The organism is Streptomyces sp. NPDC026246 (assembly GCF_055567995.1).
This window is the reverse complement of sequence record NZ_JBVHPJ010000013.1, coordinates 61,417-80,747: the sequence shown is the minus strand read 5'-3', so window position 1 is coordinate 80,747 and position 19,331 is coordinate 61,417. Positions and strand designations below refer to the sequence as shown.

The 19,331-nt window shown below is 70.5% G+C and carries 13 protein-coding genes; 9 read left to right on the top strand and 4 right to left on the bottom strand.

The features are described from left to right. The first annotated feature begins 320 nt into the window (after positions 1-320). Complete coding sequence (locus ACZ4M5_RS28085) at positions 321-770, top strand: DUF5994 family protein (protein ID WP_467740728.1); 450 nt, start codon at positions 321-323, stop codon at positions 768-770. A gap of 866 nt (positions 771-1,636) precedes the next feature. Further along, the gene (locus ACZ4M5_RS28080) at positions 1,637-3,592 is read left to right on the top strand and encodes an APC family permease (RefSeq protein ID WP_467740948.1); all 1,956 of its coding nucleotides are present in this window, start codon (positions 1,637-1,639) and stop codon (positions 3,590-3,592) included. A gap of 87 nt (positions 3,593-3,679) precedes the next feature. Here ACZ4M5_RS28080 and ACZ4M5_RS28075 read toward each other — a convergent pair whose 3' ends face one another. After that, the gene (locus tag ACZ4M5_RS28075) at positions 3,680-4,246 is read right to left on the bottom strand and encodes a hypothetical protein (RefSeq protein ID WP_467740726.1); all 567 of its coding nucleotides are present in this window, start codon (positions 4,244-4,246) and stop codon (positions 3,680-3,682) included. Between the two features lie 275 nt (positions 4,247-4,521). Here ACZ4M5_RS28075 and ACZ4M5_RS28070 point away from each other — a divergent pair, with 275 nt between their 5' ends. The 7 genes from ACZ4M5_RS28070 (at position 4,522) to ACZ4M5_RS28040 (ending at position 14,308) form a co-directional block, all read left to right on the top strand. Further along, positions 4,522-6,123 carry an APC family permease gene (locus ACZ4M5_RS28070; protein ID WP_467740724.1) on the top strand — a complete coding sequence of 534 codons (1,602 nt, stop codon included), beginning with the start codon at positions 4,522-4,524 and terminating at the stop codon, positions 6,121-6,123. 258 nt (positions 6,124-6,381) lie between these two features. Next, positions 6,382-6,471 carry a K(+)-transporting ATPase subunit F gene (kdpF, locus tag ACZ4M5_RS28065; protein WP_037722934.1) on the top strand — a complete coding sequence of 30 codons (90 nt, stop codon included), beginning with the start codon at positions 6,382-6,384 and terminating at the stop codon, positions 6,469-6,471. 8 nt (positions 6,472-6,479) lie between these two features. Further along, positions 6,480-8,141 (top strand): potassium-transporting ATPase subunit KdpA, encoded by a 1,662-nt coding sequence (gene kdpA / locus ACZ4M5_RS28060; RefSeq protein ID WP_467740722.1) that lies wholly within the window; start codon positions 6,480-6,482, stop codon positions 8,139-8,141. Next, positions 8,141-10,264, top strand: coding sequence for a potassium-transporting ATPase subunit KdpB (gene kdpB, locus ACZ4M5_RS28055; RefSeq protein ID WP_467740720.1), 2,124 nt, complete (start codon positions 8,141-8,143; stop codon positions 10,262-10,264). The genes kdpA and kdpB overlap by 1 nt, the downstream gene beginning before the upstream one ends. A 4-nt stretch (positions 10,265-10,268) precedes the next feature. Next, a complete protein-coding gene (locus ACZ4M5_RS28050; protein ID WP_467740718.1) occupies positions 10,269-10,937 on the top strand; it encodes a potassium-transporting ATPase subunit C in 669 nt (222 codons plus the stop codon). A gap of 134 nt (positions 10,938-11,071) precedes the next feature. Beyond that, positions 11,072-11,755 (top strand): response regulator, encoded by a 684-nt coding sequence (locus tag ACZ4M5_RS28045; RefSeq protein ID WP_467740716.1) that lies wholly within the window; start codon positions 11,072-11,074, stop codon positions 11,753-11,755. Between the two features lie 12 nt (positions 11,756-11,767). Continuing rightward, positions 11,768-14,308, top strand: coding sequence for a sensor histidine kinase (locus ACZ4M5_RS28040; protein ID WP_467740714.1), 2,541 nt, complete (start codon positions 11,768-11,770; stop codon positions 14,306-14,308). Between the two features lie 797 nt (positions 14,309-15,105). Here ACZ4M5_RS28040 and ACZ4M5_RS28035 read toward each other — a convergent pair. From ACZ4M5_RS28035 to ACZ4M5_RS28025, 3 genes are all read right to left on the bottom strand, one after another. Then, entirely contained in the window at positions 15,106-15,591 is a 486-nt protein-coding gene (locus ACZ4M5_RS28035) for an STAS domain-containing protein (protein ID WP_467740712.1), read from the bottom strand. Between the two features lie 8 nt (positions 15,592-15,599). Continuing rightward, positions 15,600-17,084, bottom strand: coding sequence for a PP2C family protein-serine/threonine phosphatase (locus tag ACZ4M5_RS28030; protein ID WP_467740710.1), 1,485 nt, complete (start codon positions 17,082-17,084; stop codon positions 15,600-15,602). 147 nt (positions 17,085-17,231) lie between these two features. Continuing rightward, complete coding sequence (locus ACZ4M5_RS28025) at positions 17,232-19,076, bottom strand: thiamine pyrophosphate-requiring protein (RefSeq protein WP_467740708.1); 1,845 nt, start codon at positions 19,074-19,076, stop codon at positions 17,232-17,234. Positions 19,077-19,331: the final 255 nt, after the last annotated feature.

The window sequence follows — 19,331 nt, the reverse complement described above, 5'->3', positions numbered from 1 at the left end:
GCCGATCGTTGCCACAGGGCGCCCCGCAGCGTGCCTGGTGAAGGGACGTGCGGCGGAGCCGGCCGGCCGCCGGCCGGAATCGAACCGCTGGACCGCTACGCAGACCCGCAGCCGGGACGCGAGTGGATCAGGATGAGTGCCGGGGCGGCCGTTGGCCTGCCCCGAGGTCTCGACGAGCGGGAGCTTCCGGGCTGGACGCACCCGGCGCTGCCGGGGAGTAGCCTGAACGCACTGAGGGCTTTCGCACACCGGACCACTGCTGATCTCGTCCCACACCGGGCGGTCATCGACAGGCAGTGTCCGGAGACAGGTTGCACGCCATGCCCGTGACTACCGCGCATAGTGCGCCGTCCTTCGTGCCCTACCGGACCACGTCGGCCCGCCTCGCTCTCCGGCAGGTGACTTCTTCCCTCACCCCAGCCGGCCCGGACGGCGCCTGGTGGCCGCGCACGCACGACCTGGCGTCCGAGCTCTGCGAGCTGGCCGATGTCCTCGACCCTCTGTGGGGACGGATCACCCACGTCGCAGCCAACCCCCGTCACTGGTCTCACGTCCCGCGTACCACCGTCCTCGTCAACGACCACGACGTCAGGATCGACTGGTTCGCCCCTGGCGTGGACCCTCACCGGATTCTTCTGCAGTCCTACTCCGCAGGCCGATGGGATCTCCTCGTGGTACCGCCTGGGACCTTCGCGCTGGCAGCCGCTCGGCTGATGGCCGCGGCGAGCGCGGGGCCCGAGGGCCTCCGTCGGCCGTGGCCGCGCGGATGACGGTGTGACGAGAACCGCGACCTGCTCGCCCCCGCTGCCCCGGGGGCTGCCGACCGCGCGGCATGCGCCCCGTAGCAGCATGTCCCGTTATGGCCGGTGGCCCTCCGGGGGAGCCACGGCAACAGGGCGGCCAGGGCCACGTCGTAGGTGGTGACGGGGCGGAGCCGGGAAGCCGACGTGGTCGCGCGGCGGCTGACGCACCTGGGGCTCAGGATGTGAGAACGAGAACGCGGAACGGACCCCACCGCGACGCCGGAGTTCGTGACGGGGCAGCATCCCAGTCGCACAGGTCCCATTTTGGACGGTCGCCGTGTCGGTCGCCGTCCGTGAGGTCATGCGCAGACGCTGCTGGAGACTTGCTCGCAGTGGCGGGACCGGCCGCCGGGCGCAGGTCGAGCGGTCCCCCCCCGGGCACCACCACCGTTCACACCCGGGCGCGATGAGAGCTGACGAGTAAGACGAGCGGACGCCAACGGCAGGACGGCGAGGCGATGGCGAGGATGCTGAGCGCCCACCCCTGGACACAGCGCTCCGTCGACTGGAAACGGACCCTTCGGCTCGAGCACGGCCCGGCGGCAGTCCCGCAGCCCGTGCCGACCGGTACCTGGACTTTGCCGACGCCTTCCAGACGGACAACGACAGCCTGGAGAACGAGGCGGCGCGGCAATTGGCTCCGATCGGCCGCCCACCCCTGGCAGCCCCACCGGCATCTCGTCCACTCCCGGAGCCTCGGTACGGGATGGTGAGTGGCAGGGCGCATACTCAGTGATCATCGCGCCGGCGCCAGAGCGGTGGCGTGCGGCGATCGTTCCGACCGTCAGGATGAAGAGGGCATGGGGGATATGAGCGAGGCGAGTGGGCCGGTGATGCCGGAGACGGTGGACAGTCCCGCGCTGCGTGCGCAGCCGACCGGTGCGTTGGCGCGGTGGCTGTTGCGGCACCGGGTGCAGCCGGTGGGGCCGGCGGCGGGTGAGAGTCACGCCGAGCCGCATGCCTGGTGGAAGGTGATGTGCCTGACCGGCGTGGACTACTTCTCCAGCCTGGCCTACGTCCCGGCGATCGCTGCCCTTGCGGCGGGGGCCGTGTCGCCTCTGGCGACGTTGCTGATTGTTGCGCTGACGCTGCTGGGGATGCTGCCGATGTATCGGCGGGTGGCCAGGCAGAGTCCGCACGGTGCGGGGTCGGTGGCGATGCTGGAGGATCTGCTGCCGTTCTGGTGGGGCAAGCTGTTCGTGCTCGTCCTGCTCGGCTTCGTGGCCACCTCGTGGATCATCACCATCACCCTGTCCACTGCGGACGCCTCCGTCCATGTGGTGGAGAACCCCTTCTTCCCCGCCGCCCTGCACGGCCATGAAGTCGCTCTGACGGTGGTGCTGCTGCTGATTCTCGGCGGCGTCTTCCTGCTGGGCTTCAGCGAAGCGGTCAAGGTGGCCATCCCCCTGGTGGCTGTCTTCCTCGCCCTCAACGCCGTCGTCATCGGCGTCGGCGTGACCCACGTGCTCACCGATGCCGACGCCTGGTCTGCGTGGACCGGCTCCCTGACCGACCTCGGCGGCTTCGGCGATCTCGCGAGTCCCGCCCTGCTGGCCTTCCCCCTGCTGGTGCTGGGCCTGTCCGGCTTCGAAACCGGTGTGAGCATGATGCCGCTGGTGGCGGCTGACGGGGCAGACGAGGAACAGCGCCTGCAGGCCCGCATCCGCAACGCCCGCAAGCTGCTCACCGCCGCCGCGCTCATCATGAGCGTCTACCTCCTGGCCGCCAGCTTCGTGACCACCGTCCTCATCCCCGAGGACGAGTTCGAGCCCGGAGGCGCCGCCAACGGCCGTGCCCTGGCCTGGCTCGCTCACGAGCACGTCGGTGAGGCATTCGGCACCGTCTACGACATCAGCACCATCCTCATCCTGTGGTTCGCCGGCGCCTCCGCCATGGCGGGACTCATCAACATCGTGCCCCGCTACCTGCCCGACTACGGCATGGCCCCCGAGTGGGGACGCGCCGTGCGCCCCGTCGTCCTCGTCTACACCGCCCTGTGCATCATCATCACCATCGCCTTCGACGCCGACGTCGACAAGCAGGCCGGCGCCTACGCCACCGGCATCCTGGCGATGATGGTCTCCGGCGCCTTCGCCGTCACCGTCTTCGTCGCCCGTAAGCACCGACGCCCGGCCACCATCGGCTTCACGCTGCTCACCGCGGTCCTGCTCTACGCACTGATCGCCAACATCGTCGACAAGCCCGACGGCATCGCCATCTCCGGCTTCTTCATCCTCGGCATCATCACCGTGTCGCTCATCTCCCGGATCTCGCGCACCACCGAACTGCGCGCCGACCGCATCGTCTTCGACGAAGCCGCCCGCCACTTCATCACCGACACCCTCGCCCACGACCAGTCCATCAACATCATCACCAACCGCCGCCAAGCCGGCGACGCCGCCGAGTACAGCGCCAAGGAACGCGAACAACGCGGCACCAACCCGGTGCCGGGCCCGGCCGACGTGCTCTTCCTCGAGATCGACGTCGTCGACCCCTCCGACTTCAGCGACACCCTCACCGTCCACGGCGTCGAAGTGGACGGCCACCGCATCCTGCGCGCCCAGGCTCCGGCAGCGCCCAACGCCATCGCCGCCATTCTGCTGGCCCTGAGGGACGCCACCGGTGTGCGGCCGCACTGCTACTTCGCCTGGGCCGAAGGCAGCCCTCTGGTGCACATGTTCCGCTACTTCCTCCTCGGCCGCGGCGACACCGCCCCCGTCACCCGCGAGATCATCCGCAGTAACGAACCGGACCCCGACCGCCGCCCCGGCATCCACGTCGGCGACTGAGCCCGCCGCCCGTGGTCCTGGGCAGTGAGGACGTTCTGTGCGGTACCGGTGGGCCCCGGCGCCGGAGACGGCAAGCGGGGCCGACGCTTACTCCAGACCGGAGATCCTGAACACGGCGCGGGCTGTCTCGCGGTCCATACGCTCGGACAGACGCCGCAGGGCGGTGGCACCGCAGAGCAGCGAGCCGCCTTCGGCGGCCTTCCGAGCCCCCCGCTCCAGGCAGAACCACAGATGCGGATGACGCACCAGGACCGCCGGGTCGATCTCGACCCGGCCTCCCAGGTGATCACGCAACAGGAGCCGCTGGGAGACCCCGTCCAGGCAGCGGACCGACACCAGCAGATCCGTCCGGACCCGGTTCCCGCGAACCAGGCCGCGTGTAATCAGCCAGTTGCCATCGGCGGACACGCGCTGGGGGTAGAGCACGACGTAGAGCAGTCCGGCGAGGGCGGACCACAGCACGGTCCGCCAAGGGGTGATCAGGCCGGAGCCCCAGTCGAGCAGGAGGAGGAAGACCAGCAGTAGCCCGGCGCAGCAGGCAGCGCTGCGCAGTTCATGTGCGCGCTCGAGGTCGTTCGTCGCCTCACCGGTTCCGTCGGGGTCCTCCGGCCGGGCGTCGAGTCGTCCTCCGTGTGCATCGTCACGGCGTCCCATGACCTGGACGCCAGTGAGTCCGGGCTGCCGATGGGCGCGCCTTGACGCGGCTCTGACGGATGCCGAACGGCATCTTGCCCCGACGTCGCCTCTCACCGGCCGAGCCGTCAGGCAGCCGGGGCGAGGCGCTCGGTCGTCGCCCACGTCACTCGCGTATCAGCATCCCGTCAAAGTTGGCCGCCCGGGCGCGAAGAAGGCGCAAGGAACGGTCGGATGCGATGGGAACCGGACGGAACCTGGGTGCACTCGCACACTTCCCGAAGGAGCACCCGTCCATGACCGCAGTGACCGCCCAGCCGGATGCCGCGCCCGTCGGCGAGGAACCACCCGATACCGGTGAGCGCCACCGGCTGACCGCCGTCACGGGCCTGGCCGCCCTGTCCCTGGACGCCATGGCATCAGTGGCCTACGGGCCCGAGGCCATCGTCCTGGTCCTGGCCGCCGCGGGTGCTCACGGTCTGGGCTTCACCCTGCCGGTCACGCTGGCCATCGCCGCGCTGCTGGCGGTGCTGGTCGCCTCCTACCGTCAGGTGATCGCGGCGTTTCCGGACAGCGGCGGCTCCTACGCCGTCGCCAAGGCGCACCTGGGCGCGCGCACGAGCCTGGTCGCCGCCGCCTCGCCGGTGAGCACGGCCACCGCGGCGGGCCACCCCTCCGTACTCGCCGACAACGCGACCGCCGTGGGCGCCCTGCTCCTGCTGAAGGCTTTCGCTTCGGGCTGCTCCGCCCTGACCGGCGTCGAGGCCATCGCCAACGCCGTTCCCTCCTTCCGTGTCCCCCGTGTCACGCGCGCTCAGCGCGCGGAGGTCGCGCTCGGAGCCGTCCTCGGCGTGATGCTGACAGGGCTGTCGGTGCTGATTTCCCGGTTCCACCTCCAGCCGGTCGAGGGGGTCACGGTCCTCGCCCAGCTCGCGGACGCCTCCCTCGGCCACAACGGGGCGTTCTACGTGATCCAGTTCGCGACGATGATCCTGCTCGCCCTGTCCGCGAACACCTCCTTCGGCGGCCTTCCGGTGCTGCTGAAGCTGCTGGCCCGCGACAACTACCTGCCGCATGTCTTCGCCCTGAAGGCGGACCGCCAGGTGCACCGGCACGGCGTGCTCACGCTCGCCCTTGTCTCCTGCGCGCTCCTGGCCTTCTCCGGCGGTGACACCAACACCCTCGTGCCGCTGTTCGCCATCGGTGTCTTCGTCGGCTTCACCGTCGCCCAGGCCGGCATGGTCCGGCACTGGTGTGTCCAGCACGGTCCGCGGTGGCGAGGCAAGGCGGCCCTCAACGGCTTCGGTGGGCTGCTCACCGGAGTCTCGGCCCTCGTCGTCACCGCGACCAAGTTCGAGGAGGGCGCCTGGCTGATCGTCATCGCCCTGCCCCTGCTGGTCGTGGCCTTCCAGACCGTGCACCGCACCTACGCCCGCATCGGTGAGCGCCTCGGCCTGGGCCTGATCCCCGAGGTCCCGCACCGCGACCGCTCGGTCGTGATCGTGCCCGTCTCCTCGATCTCCCGTCTGACCTCCGAGGCGCTGACCGCCGCGGCCTCCCTCGGCGACGAGGTTCGCGCGGTGACCGTCTGCCACCCCGACCCGGAGGACCGCGCCGCCCTGTACGCGCTGGAGCTGGGCTGGACGGAGTGGGACCCCGGGGTGCCGCTGGTCAGGCTGAACAGCGAGCACCGGTCACTCGGCCGTCCCATCGCCGCGTACGTCCGCGAAGTAGGCGCCGCCGAGCCCGGCGCGCGCGTCACCGTGCTGATCCCGGAGACCGAGCCGGAGCGGCTGTGGCAGCGGCTGCTGCAGAACCAGCGCGGCGCCGTCGTCGCGCACGCCATGCGGCGGGAGACGGACGCGGTGATCTGCCGTCTCCGTTTCCGGCTGCCGTGAGGCCGGATCTCCTGCCTCAAGGCGAGTCCGATCGCCCGGTCGGCCCGGGCAGCGTCAACGTTCCGTCAAAGCCGTCGGCCTCGCCGTAAGGGAGGCGTCAACGACCGGCCTGATCCGGCCACCGATGCGCTTTCCTCGAATCGTCCGTATCAACCGAACCTCACTCCAGGAGTTCGCGATGGCCGATCTGGCCTTCGTCCTAGTCACGATCGCGGGTTTCGCACTCGTGGCTCTCGCAGCCAAGGGGGTGACGAAGCTGTGACCGCCGAGAACATCGTCGGCCTCGTCGTGGCCGTCTCCCTGCTGGGCTATCTCGTCCTCGCCCTGATCTTCCCGGAGAGGTTCTGAGACAAGAGATGGGTCCCGTACTCGCCGGCGTGCTCCAGCTGCTCGCGCTCATAGCGGCGCTGGCGCTCGCTCACAAGCCCCTCGGCACCTACATGGCCAAGGTGTACTCCTCCGACAAGCACCTGCGCGTCGAGAAGTGGATCTACAAGGGCATCGGTGCCGACCCCGACACGGAGATGCGCTGGCCCGCGTACCTGCGCGGAGTCCTGGCCTTCTCCCTGGTCGGTGTCTCGTTCCTGTACGCCCTCCAGCGGCTCCAGGGGGTTCTGCCCGGCTCGCTCGGCTTCGCCTCGATCGACCCGGACCAGGCGTTCAACACGGCCGTGTCCTTCGTGACGAACACGAACTGGCAGTCGTACTACGGCGAGCAGGCCATGGGCCACGTCGTGCAGACCGCCGGCCTGGCCGTGCAGAACTTCGTCTCCGCCGCCGTCGGCATAGCCGTCGCGGTGGCTCTCGTGCGCGGCTTCGCCCGTTCGCGCACCGGTGAGCTGGGCAACTTCTGGGCCGACCTGGTGCGCGGGGTGGTGCGCATCCTGGTGCCGCTGGCGTTCGTCGCCGCGATCGTGCTGGTCGCCTGCGGCGTCATCCAGAACTTCTCCGGGATCCACGAGGTCGGCCAGTTCATGGGCGGCGCGCAGGAGCGGAACGGCGGTGCGGTCGCGTCGCAGGAGGTCATCAAGGAGCTGGGCACCAACGGCGGCGGCTACTTCAACGCCAACTCCGCCCACCCCTTCGAGAACCCCACCCCGTTCTCCAACCTCTTCGAGATCTTCCTGATCCTGCTGATCCCGTTCTCGATCACCCGGACCTTCGGCCTGATGGTCGGCTCGGTCAAGCAGGGCTACGCGATCCTCGCCACCATGGCCACCATCTGGCTCGGCTTCGTCGCGCTGATGATGTGGACCGAGTTCTCCCACCACGGCTCGGCCTTCGAGCTGGCGAACGGGGCGATGGAGGGCAAGGAGGTCCGCTTCGGCGTCGGCGGTTCGTCGATCTTCGCGGTGTCGACCACCCTCACCTCGACCGGCGCGGTGGATTCCTTCCACTCCTCCTTCACCGGCCTCGGCGGCGGCATCACCATGCTCGGCATGATGCTGGGCGAGATCGCGCCCGGCGGCGTCGGCTCCGGCCTCTACGGCATGCTGATCATGGCGATCATCGCGGTGTTCATCGCCGGCCTGATGGTCGGCCGCACCCCCGAGTACCTGGGCAAGAAGATCGGCTCCCGCGAGATCAAGCTCGCGGCCTGCTACATCCTGATCACCCCGGCGCTCGTGCTCGTCTTCACCGCCTTCGCGATGGCGCTGCCGACCCCGGCGAACTCGATGACCAACAGCGGGGCGCACGGGTTCTCCGAGATCCTCTACGCCTACACGTCCGGAGCCAACAACAACGGCTCGGCGTTCGCCGGCCTCAACGCGGACACGCAGTGGTTCAACACCACGATCGGCCTGGCGATGCTGCTCGGCCGCTTCCTGCCGATGGTGTTCGTGCTGGCGCTGGCCGGCTCGCTCGCCGAGCAGAAGCCGGTCCCGGCCACCGCGGGGACCCTGCGCACGGACAAGCCGCTGTACACCGGGCTGCTGGTCGGCACGATCATCATCATCACCGGTCTGACGTACTTCCCCGCCCTCGCGCTGGGACCGCTGGCCGAAGGGCTGGCGTGATGACCACCGACGTAAAGAAACAGGACTCCATGTCCACTCCCACCCTCGCTCCCCACCAGGACGCCCCCACCGGACACAAGCCCGCCGAGGGGCGTGTGGGCGCCGGCCTCTTCGACCCCAAGCAGCTTCTCAAGTCGCTGCCGGACGCCTTCCGCAAACTCGACCCGCGGGTGATGGTCAAGTCCCCCGTGATGTTCGTCGTGTGGATCGGCTCCGTGCTGACCACGGTCTTCTCCTTCACCGACCCCGGCGACTGGTTCGGCTGGACCATCAGCGCCTGGTTGTGGCTGACCGTGCTCTTCGCCAACCTGGCGGAGGCCGTCGCCGAGGGCCGGGGCAAGGCCCAGGCCGACACCCTGCGCAAGGCCAAGACCGACGCGGTCGCCCGCCGCCTGGTGGGCGACCGCGAGGAGCACGTGCCCGGCACCGAGCTGAGGATCGGCGACCTGGTCGTCTGCGAGGCCGGCGACGTCATCCCCGGTGACGGAGACGTCATCGAGGGTGTGGCCTCCGTCGACGAGTCGGCGATCACCGGTGAGTCCGCGCCCGTGATCCGCGAGTCCGGCGGCGACCGCTCGGCGGTCACCGGCGGCACGAAGGTCCTCTCCGACCGGATCGTCGTCAAGATCACGACGAGGCCCGGCGAGACCTTCATCGACCGGATGATCAACCTGGTGGAGGGCGCGGCCCGGCAGAAGACGCCGAACGAGATCGCCCTCAACATCCTGCTGGCTTCGCTGACCATCGTCTTCCTGCTCGCGTGCGCCACGCTGCCACCCCTGGCGGACTACGCGGGCACCCACCTGACGATGGTCGTGCTGGTCGCTCTCCTGGTCTGCCTGATCCCGACCACGATCGGTGCCCTGCTCTCGGCGATCGGCATCGCCGGCATGGACCGGCTCGTGCAGCGCAACGTGCTCGCCATGTCCGGCCGCGCGGTCGAGGCCGCCGGTGACGTCTCCACCCTGCTGCTCGACAAGACCGGCACCATCACCCTGGGCAACCGGCAGGCCGCCGAGTTCGTGCCCGTGCGCGGCACGACCGAGGCGCAGGTGGCCGACGCCGCCCAGCTGTCGTCGCTGGCCGACGAGACACCCGAGGGCCGCTCGATCGTGGTCCTCGCCAAGGAGAAGTACGGGCTGCGCGAGCGCCACCAGGGCGAGCTGGTGGGTGCCGAGTGGATCGCCTTCACCGCGCAGACCCGGATGTCGGGTGTGGACGTCGACGGGCGCAGGATCCGCAAGGGCGCGGCCGGTTCGGTCACCGCCTGGGTCCAGGAGAACGGCGGCACCGTCGCCGACGACGCGGACCTGATCGCCGACCGCATCGCCGAGGCCGGCGGTACGCCCCTCCTCGTCGCGGTCCAGGACGCGCGTGGGGCCCGTGTCCTGGGCGTCATCCACCTCAAGGACGTCGTCAAGGACGGCATGCGGGAGCGGTTCGAGGAACTGCGCCGCATGGGCATCAAGACCGTCATGATCACGGGCGACAACCCGCTGACGGCCAAGGCGATCGCGGAGGAGGCAGGCGTCGACGACTTCCTCGCGGAGGCCACCCCCGAGGACAAGATGGCCCTCATCAAGCGGGAGCAGGCGGGCGGCAAGCTGGTCGCGATGACCGGTGACGGCACCAACGACGCTCCCGCGCTGGCCCAGGCGGACGTCGGCGTGGCGATGAACACGGGCACGTCGGCCGCCAAGGAGGCCGGCAACATGGTCGACCTCGACTCCAACCCCACCAAGCTCATCGAGATCGTCGAGATCGGCAAGCAACTCCTCATCACCCGGGGCGCGCTGACGACGTTCTCCATCGCCAACGACGTCGCCAAGTACTTCGCGATCATCCCGGCGCTGTTCGCCGCGGTCTACCCGGGCCTGGACAAGCTCAACATCATGGGCCTGTCCTCACCGGACTCCGCGATCCTGTCCGCCGTCATCTTCAACGCACTCGTCATCATCGCGCTGGTGCCGCTGTCCCTGAAGGGCGTGCAGTACCGGCCGGTCAGCGCGGACAGGCTGCTGCGCCGCAACCTGACGATCTACGGCATCGGCGGACTCGTCGCCCCCTTCATCGGCATCAAGCTCATCGACCTGCTCATCTCCCTCATCCCCGGGATCGGCTAAGGCCATGAACAACTCCGTATCGAACACCGCCCGGCTGCTCGGGGCGGGCCTGCGCGCCCTCCTCGTGCTGACCCTGGTGACCGGCGTCCTTTATCCGCTGGTCGTCACCGGCATCGCGCAGGGGCTGTTCCACGACAAGGCGAACGGCTCCGAGATCAAGGCGGACGGCAGGGTCGTCGGCTCGTCCCTCATCGGGCAGGCGTACAACCTGCCGCTGAAGAAGGGGCAGGAGACCCCGGCACCGGACCTGAAGTGGTTCCAGGGCCGACCACAGAACGGCCTCGGCACCAACAGCGTCAACACCCAGTACAAGCTCATCCTGTCCGGCGCGACCAACCGGTCCGGGGACAACGAAGAGCTCGTTCAGTGGGTGAAGGACGCCAGAGCCGCCGTCGTCAACGACAATTCCACGGGTACCTACCGGGTGACGCCGTCCCAGGTGCCCGCGGACGCCGTCACCTCCTCCGGCTCCGGACTGGACCCGAACATCTCCCCGCAGTACGCGGACATCCAGGTCCACCGGGTCGCCGAGAAGAACGGCCTGTCCACCGCCGAGGTGCGCAAGCTCGTCGACGAGCACACCGAGGGCCGCACCCTCGGCTTCATGGGCGAGCCGCGCGTGAACGTCCTCGAGCTCAACATCGCCCTCAAGGAACTCGGGGCGAAGAGCTGATGACGTTACGCGATGTCCTCGGGAGTCGGCGGCTACGGGAACATCCCGGACCCGCCGGCTCCCGCAGCCGCGACGTCGGGCGCCCCGCTTCCGGGCGTGCACGGCACGACGTACGACAGGAGAGGCAGACGCCCATGACCCGGGTGCTCGTGGTCGAGGACGACCCGCAGCTGGTGCGGGCCCTCGTCCTGAACTTGCAGGCACGTCACTACGGCGTGGACGCGGCTCCCGACGGGGCCACGGCCCTGCGGCTCGCCGCCGCACGGCAGCCCGACGTGGTGCTGCTCGACCTCGGTCTGCCCGACATGGACGGTGTCGACGTCATCAAGGGCCTGCGCGGCTGGACCCGCGTGCCGATCCTGGTCCTGTCCGCCCGCCAGGGGTCGGACGAGAAGGTGGCCGCGCTGGACGCCGGTGCCGACGACTACGTCACCAAGCCGTTCAGCATGAACGAACTGCTGGCCCGGCTCCGGGCCGCCGTACGCCGTACCGAGACCACCCCCGCCGGTCCGGCGGCGACGCTCGTCGAGACCGACGACTTCACCCTCGACCTGCTGGCCAAGAGGGCGGTGCGCGACGGAAGGGACGTGCGGCTGACGCCGACCGAGTGGCACCTGCTGGAGATCCTCGTGACGAGTCCGGGCCGGCTGATCACACAGAAGCACCTGCTGAGGGAGGTCTGGGGCGTCTCGCAGAGCAGCAAGACCAACTACCTGCGGGTCTACATGGCCCAGCTGCGGCGCAAACTGGAGAAGGACCCCGCCCACCCCCGCTATCTGATCACTGAGCCCGGCATGGGCTACCGCTTCGAAGGCTGACCGAGGAACGACATGGCACGCGGCAAGCTCCGGATCTACCTCGGCGCGGCACCCGGCGTCGGCAAGACGTACGCGATGCTGTCGGAGGCGCACCGCCGCATCGAGCGAGGCACCGACTGCGTGGTCGCCTTCGTGGAGCACCACCACCGGCCGCGCACCGAGGTGATGCTCCACGGCCTCGAACAGATCCCGCGCAGGCAGCTCGACCACCGGGGCGCCACGTTCACCGAGATGGACGTGGACGCGGTTCTGCGCCGCGCCCCCGCGGTCGCCCTGGTGGACGAGCTGGCCCACACCAACGTTCCCGGATCCCGCAACGCCAAGCGCTGGCAGGACGTCGAGGAACTGCTCGCCGCCGGCATCGACGTGATATCGACCGTCAACATCCAGCACCTGGAGTCCCTCGGCGACGTCGTCGAGTCGATCACCGGGGTGCGGCAGCGGGAGACCGTCCCCGACGAGGTCGTACGGCGTGCCGACCAGATCGAACTGGTCGACATGTCCCCGCAGGCACTGCGCCGCCGCATGGCGCACGGCAACATCTACAAGCCGGACAAGGTCGACGCGGCGCTGTCCAACTACTTCCGGCCGGGCAACCTCACCGCCCTGCGCGAACTGGCTCTGCTCTGGGTCGCCGACCGGGTCGACGCCTACCTGACCGAGTACCGCAGCGAGCACCGGGTCTCCGCCATCTGGGGTTCGCGGGAGCGGATCGTGGTCGGCCTCACCGGTGGTCCGGAAGGGGGCACCCTGATCCGGCGGGCCGCGCGACTGGCGGAGAAGGGCGCCGGCGGGGAAGTCATGGCCGTCTACATATCCCGCAGCGACGGCCTCACCGCCGCCTCCCCGAAGGAGCTGGCTCTCCAGCGCACCCTGGTCGAGGACCTGGGCGGCACCTTCCACCACGTCATCGGCGACGACATCCCCGCCGCCCTGCTCGACTTCGCCCGCGGCGTGAACGCCACCCAGATCGTCCTCGGTGTCTCCCGGCGCAGGAGCTGGCAGTACGTCTTCGGGCCGGGCGTCGGCGCCACGGTGGCCCGCGAGTCCGGCCCCGACCTCGACGTGCACCTCATCACGCACGGCGAGGCCGGCAAGGGGCGCGGGCTGCCGGTGGCACGCGGAGCACGTCTCGGGCGTGCCCGCGTGATCAGCGGCTGGCTGACCGGTGTGCTCGGCCCTGTCCTGCTCACCTTGCTTCTGAACAGTGCCGTGCCGGACGTCGGCCTCGCCAACGACATGCTGCTGTTCCTCAGCCTGACGGTGGCGGCGGCGCTGCTGGGCGGACTCCTGCCGGCGCTGGTCTCGGCCGCGGTCGGATCGCTGTTGCTGAACTGGTTCTTCACCCCGCCCGCCCACACCCTGACCGTCGCCGACCCGCAGAACATCGTCGCCATCGTGGTCTTCGTCGGTGTGGCCGTGGCGGTGGCCTCGGTCGTCGACCTCGCCGCCCGCCGCACCCAGCAGGCCGCCCGGCTGCGGGCCGAGTCGGAGATCCTTTCGTTCCTCGCGGGGAACGTGCTGCGCGGCGAGACCGGGCTGGAGGAATTGCTCGAACGGGTCCGCGAGACCTTCGGCATGGAGTCGGTAGCGCTGTTGGAGCGGACCGGCGAAACAGCACCTTGGACCTGCGCCGGCAGCGTAGGGCCCCGGCCCGCCGGCACACCGGACGACGCGGACGTCGATGTTCCCGTCGGCGACCACATGGCCCTGTCCCTGCGCGGCCGGGTCCTGCCGGCCGCCGACCGGCGGGTCCTGGCCGCGTTCGCCGTACAGGCCGCCGTCGTCCTGGACCGTCAGCGACTCAAGGGCGAGGCGGACCGGGCGGAGGAACTGGCCGAGGGCAACCGCATCCGCACCGCGCTGCTCGCCGCCGTCAGTCACGACCTGCGCACCCCGCTGGCCGGAATCAAGGCCGCCGTCTCGTCACTGCGGTCTGACGACGTCGAGTGGTCCGAGGAGGACGAGGCGGAGCTCCTGGAGGCCATCGAGGAAGGGGCCGACCGGCTCGACCAGCTGGTCGGCAACCTGCTCGACATGTCCCGCCTGCAGACCGGCACGGTCACACCCGTACTGCGCGAGACCGACCTCGACGAGGTCGTCCCCATGGCACTCGGCGGGGTCCCCGAGGACAGCGTCGAGCTGGACATCCCCGAGACACTGCCCATGGTCCAGGTCGACCGGGGACTGCTGGAGCGGGCCGTCGCCAACGTCGTCGAGAACGCCGTCAAGCACAGCCCGCCGGGGCAGAAGGTCCTGGTCTCCGCCAGTGCCCTCGCCGACCGGGTCGAGGTGCGGATCGTCGACCGCGGCCCCGGAGTGCCGGACGAGGCCAAGGAACGCATATTCGAGCCGTTCCAGCGTTACGGCGACTCACCCCGCGGTGTGGGTGTGGGCCTCGGCCTCGCGGTCGCACGCGGCTTCACCGAGGCCGTCCGCGGCACGGTACACGCCGAGGACACACCCGGCGGCGGCCTCACCATGGTGCTCAGCGTCCCCATGGCCCCCGAGCGGCTGGACCAGCCGGCGCTTCCGGCCGCGGCCGGGTCCTGAGGGCCCCGGGGCAGCGAGGTCCGGAAGGACGTGTGACCGGACGGCGTTCCGCCGGGACGGCCGGATGCCGCCGGCGGCACCGTCAGTGACCCTTGAGCAGTCACCGCACCGGCCGCGGTCCGTTGCGCGGCACCGGGCCTTGTGGAGCGCGCGGGGCGCGGCGGTGTCACTGCCCGGTGAGCCGCCAACCCCAGGACGGTCGCGAGCTGCCGAGCGCGGGCGGACCCGCCGACGCTTCCACACTCTGGCTGCCGAGGGGCACCCATCGGTCATCAAGCGCGCACCCGCCTCCCGCGCCTGTACCGCACGGTGTCCGACGGCCGTTGGGTGACATCCCGGTGCCCTCCGCACACCGGCTTCCGGGCCCCTCCCGCCCGCCACGTCAGCGATGCGTATGGGTCGACGGCACCGGCGTCAGCGTCCCGTCAGGACCGGACCGGACCGCGTGGCACCGGGCATAACGTCGATGACGGGCCCCGGACCGCCTCCCCGCGTTCCGGGGCCTCCCGGACTCCGCGCTTCGCGCAACCCTCTCAGGAGACACCCATGGCAGGGGGACCCGTGACGCTCGTTTGACGCTCCGAGTCCCCGACGGCCCCTCATGCGAGCCCGTAGACCACCTCTGACCTGCTGTTTCCTTATCCGTGCCCAGGGTGACGTGTTTCCGATGACGCACCATGTGGAGTGCGTGGCGATCCTGGAGCCGGCCGACACCCGCGGCACTCCAAGCCGGCGGCCACCGCGGATCGGCGCCGGCCCGATGCTCCGGCACGAGCCCTTTGGCCGGGCCGACGCGATCAGCTCGGTTCGGCGCAGGGGTGGTGAGCGCTGCCGCAGGCCGTGGTGCGCTGCGTCCCGGGCGGCTCACTGGTCGCGCCGCCGGCGGGGGCAGGAGTGATCGAGCCGTGCTCGCCCGCGCCGGTGAACGTGCCGGCGGTCATGACGGTGACTGCTTCGGCGGCGGTGGCGTGGACCGGCAGGACTGCGTCGACGCCGGTGAGGACGAGCATCCGCATCAGGCGGTCGGGGACGCTGACGAGACCGAGTGCACCGCCCACCGCCTGGGCGGTGTGCCAGAGGCCGATGAGCGCGCTCAGACCGGCGGAGTCGCAGAAGCCGACCTGCGACAGGTCCAGGACCAGAAGCGGACATCCGCGTTCGAGGACTCCCGAGGCTTCGCGGCGCAGGGCGTCCGCGGTGCGGGTGTCCACGTCGCCGAGAACCGTGGCGATCGCGATGCCGGGACGAGGGTGCCGGACGGTCAGCTGCAGCGTGTCGGTCACGTCGGTCGTCACTCCTGGCCGAAGTGGTCGGGCGCGGCGGCGGTGTGGGCGGTGGCGGCGACACCGCTGTCGGGTGTGGTGTGAGGGTGGGGGACGGACAGGGCCAGCAGAGCCACGTCGTCGCGGGCTCCGTCGGGCAGCGAGGCCAGCAGGGTGATGCTGTCCTCGACCAGGGAGGTGGCGGTGACGGGACCGGTGCGCTGGTGCAGGAAGCCGGTCAGGCCGTCCTCACCGAGCAGGGCGCCTTCGGTGTTACGTGCTTCGATCAGCCCGTCGGTGTAGAGGAACAGGCTCTCGCCGGCCGTCAGCGAGAACGTGGTCTGCGCGAAGGGCGCCTGGGGGAAGGCACCCACGAGCATCCCGCCCTGGGGGCGTACGGTCCGCACCCAGACGTCGCCGCTGTCGTCGGGGCGCACGTGGTAGGCCGGCGGGTGGCCGCCGGTGGCCACGGTGACGGTGAAGCCGCCGTCCTGCCGGGGCTCCAGGAGGCCGAAGAGCACGGTGCAGAAGCGGCGGCCGGCGGTGACGTCGGTGAGCAGCACGGTGTTGAGCGCGCTCAGCACCGTGACGGGATCGGCGTTGATCTGGGCCGCTGCGCGCAGAGTGTGGCGGGCCAGCGCGGTGACGGTCGCCGCCTCGGGGCCCTTGCCGCACACGTCACCGAGGAAGAACGCCCACCGGTCGCCGTCGAGGGGGAAGACGTCGTAGAAGTCGCCGCCCACGTCGTGGACCGAGGCGGTGCGGTAGTGACAGGCCAGTTCCAGGCCGGGCACCACGGGAAGGGCCGGGGGCAGCAGGGTGCGCTGGAGGGTGGAGGCGAAGGCGGCGATGGCGGCCTTGTCCTGCTCCGCCTTCTCCCGCGCCGCCCGTTCCGCCTCGGCCCGCGCCCGTTCCGCCTCGGCATGCCGCTTCTCCGCCTCCCGGCGGGCCTGCTCGTCGCGCAGGGCGCGCAGCGCCGACAGCCGCAACTCCATCTCGTCCAGCACGATCGCGGCGAGATCGGCGAGCGTGGCGGTGTCCTTCTCGGTGATCGAGCGCGGCCGGGTGTCCAGGACGTTGACCGTGCCCAGCCGGTGCCCGTCGGGGGTGATGATCGGGGCGGCGGCGTAGAAGCGCACCCCCATCTCTCCGGCGACCAGCGGATTGTCCGCCGCGACGGCGTCCTTGAGAGTGTCGGGGATGACCATGGTGTCGTCGCGCAGGATCGCCGAGCCGCACAGGCCCGGATCACGGCCGATCTCCGCGACGCCCTCCAGGCCGTGGGCGGCCTTGAACCAGATGCGGTCGGTGTCCACGATCGTGACGGTCGCCACCGGCACGTCGAAGAGCCGGGCGGCCATCGCCGCCACCCGGTCGAACGCCCCGTCGGGGGGAGTGTCGAGGATGTCGTAGCGGCGCACGGCCGCGATACGGGCCGACTCGACATCCGGGTCGGGGACCAGCTCGGGGCGGCGCCCGGGAGCCGGGTCGGTGGCCGATGCATGCTGCATCATCGGCTTTCCTCTCCGTCGATGGGCTGCCGCCGTGGACGGCACGAACCGCCGCAGCCTAATCGACCACACGCCCGGACACCGATTCCGCCGGGGGCTGGGCACCCGACCACGGCCTCCCGTGGATCGCGCGCGGGCCCTCAGGCCCGGTTACCCGTTCTGTTCGGCGCTGTCGTGCTTGCCGGCGCCGGGGCGGTCGTCGCGGTGCCGGCTGCCGGGCAGCATCTCCTGCACCTTGGCCTTCAGCCCCTGCTTCACCATGGAGCCGCGGTCGCTGTCGCCCTTGAGGATCGCGGTGGCGGCGGCCTCGATCTGGTCCAGCGAGGCGTGCGGCGGGATCGGCGGTACGGCCGGGTCGGTGCGGAAGTCGATGACGAACGGCCGGTCCGCGGCGAGGGCGCGGTCCCAGGCGGCCTCGACCTGCTTGGGCTTCTCCACCCGCACGCCGTCCAGCCCCATGCGCTGGGCGATGTCGGCGTAGGGCAGGTCGGGGATGGCTTGCGACTCCTCGAACTGGGGAGCACCCGACATGGCGCGCATCTCCCAGGTGACCTGGTTGAGGTCGCCGTTGTTCAGCACGGCCACGATCAGCCGCGGGTCGGACCACTCGCGGTAGTACTTCGCGGCGGTGACCATCTCCATCATGCCGTTCATCTGCATGGCACCGTCGCCGACCAGGGCGATGGCGGGCCGGTCGGGGTGGGCGAACTTGGCCCCGATGGCGTACGGCACGCCGGGGCCCATGGTGGCCAGGGTCCCGGACAGGGAGCCGCGCATGCTGCCGCGCAGCCGCAGGTGACGGGCGTACCAGTTGGCGGCCGAGCCGGAGTCCGCGCTCAGGATCGCGTCGTCGGGCAGCTTGCCGTCCAGGGCGTGGACGACGTACTCCGGGTTGATGGGGTCGGCGCTGACGGCGGCGCGGCGCTGCATGACCTCCCACCAGCGGGCGACGTCCTTCTCGATCTTCTCCCGCCAGGTCCGGTCCTGCTTGCGGTGCAGCCGGGGCAGCAGCCGCCGGAGCGTCTCGCGGGCGTCGCCGACGAGGTTGACCTCGTTCGGGTAGCGCAGACCGATCATGTGCGGGTCGATGTCGATCTGCACGGCACGAGCCTGGTCCAGTTCCGGCATGAACTGGGTGTACGGGAAGCTGGAGCCGATCATCAGCAGGGTGTCGCACTCCCGCATCAGCTCGTACGAGGGCCGGGTGCCCAGCAGTCCGATGGAGCCGGTCACGTAGGGCAGGTCGTCGGGAAGGGCGTCCTTGCCGAGCAGGGCCTTGGCCACGCCGGCGCCGAGCACGTCCGCCAGCCGTTCGACCTCCTCGCGGGCGCCGCGGGCCCCCTGCCCGATGAGGACTGCCACCTTCTCGCCGGCGTTCAGCACGTCGGCGGCGCGCTGGAGGTCCTCGTCGGCCGGAACCGGCGCGTACCGTCCCAGTCCCAGGCTGGAGGGCACCATCTTGAAGGCGTGCGTGGGCGGACTGTAGTCCAGCTCCTGCACGTCACCGGGCAGGATGATCGCCGTGACGGTGCGCTTGGCGTAGGCGGTGCGGAACGCGCGGTCGATCAGGTTCGGAAGCTGCTCGGGCACCGTCGCCGTCTCGCAGAAGTCGGAGGCGACGTCCTTGTAGAGGCTCGCGAGATCCACTTCCTGCTGGTAGGAGCCGCCCATGGCGCTGCGGTTGGTCTGGCCCACCAGCGCCACGACGGGAACGTGGTCGAGCTTGGCGTCGTAGAGCCCGTTCAGCAGGTGGATGGCGCCGGGGCCGGAGGTGGCCGCGCACACCCCGACCTTGCCGGAGAACTTCGCGTAGCCGACGGCCTGGAACGCGGACATCTCCTCGTGCCGGGCCTGGACGAACTTCGGTTTGTTGTCCGCCCGCCCCCAGGCCGCCAGCAGACCGTTGATGCCGTCGCCCGCGTAGGCGAAGACATGGTCGACATCCCACTCGCGCAACCGCTGGAGGATGTAGTCGGACACCTTGGTGCTGGCCATGCAAGCTCCGTTCCGATCCCGTCGGTGATCCACTGCCCCGGCGTCCGGACCGTGCACGGGGCGCGCCGGGAGACGACTCTTCAGGGGTAACCGGGCGACTACGGGCGAAACGCCGGGGTCGCGGAGTCCGCCCGGTCGTCCGAGCGTCCACGTTCCCCTCCCGCTCGGCCCGGGCCTCCCGCATGGCCCGGGCCTCCCGCATGGCCCGGTCGGGTGCACCGCGGGGGCCGTCCGCCCACCGCGGGGTACGGCTGT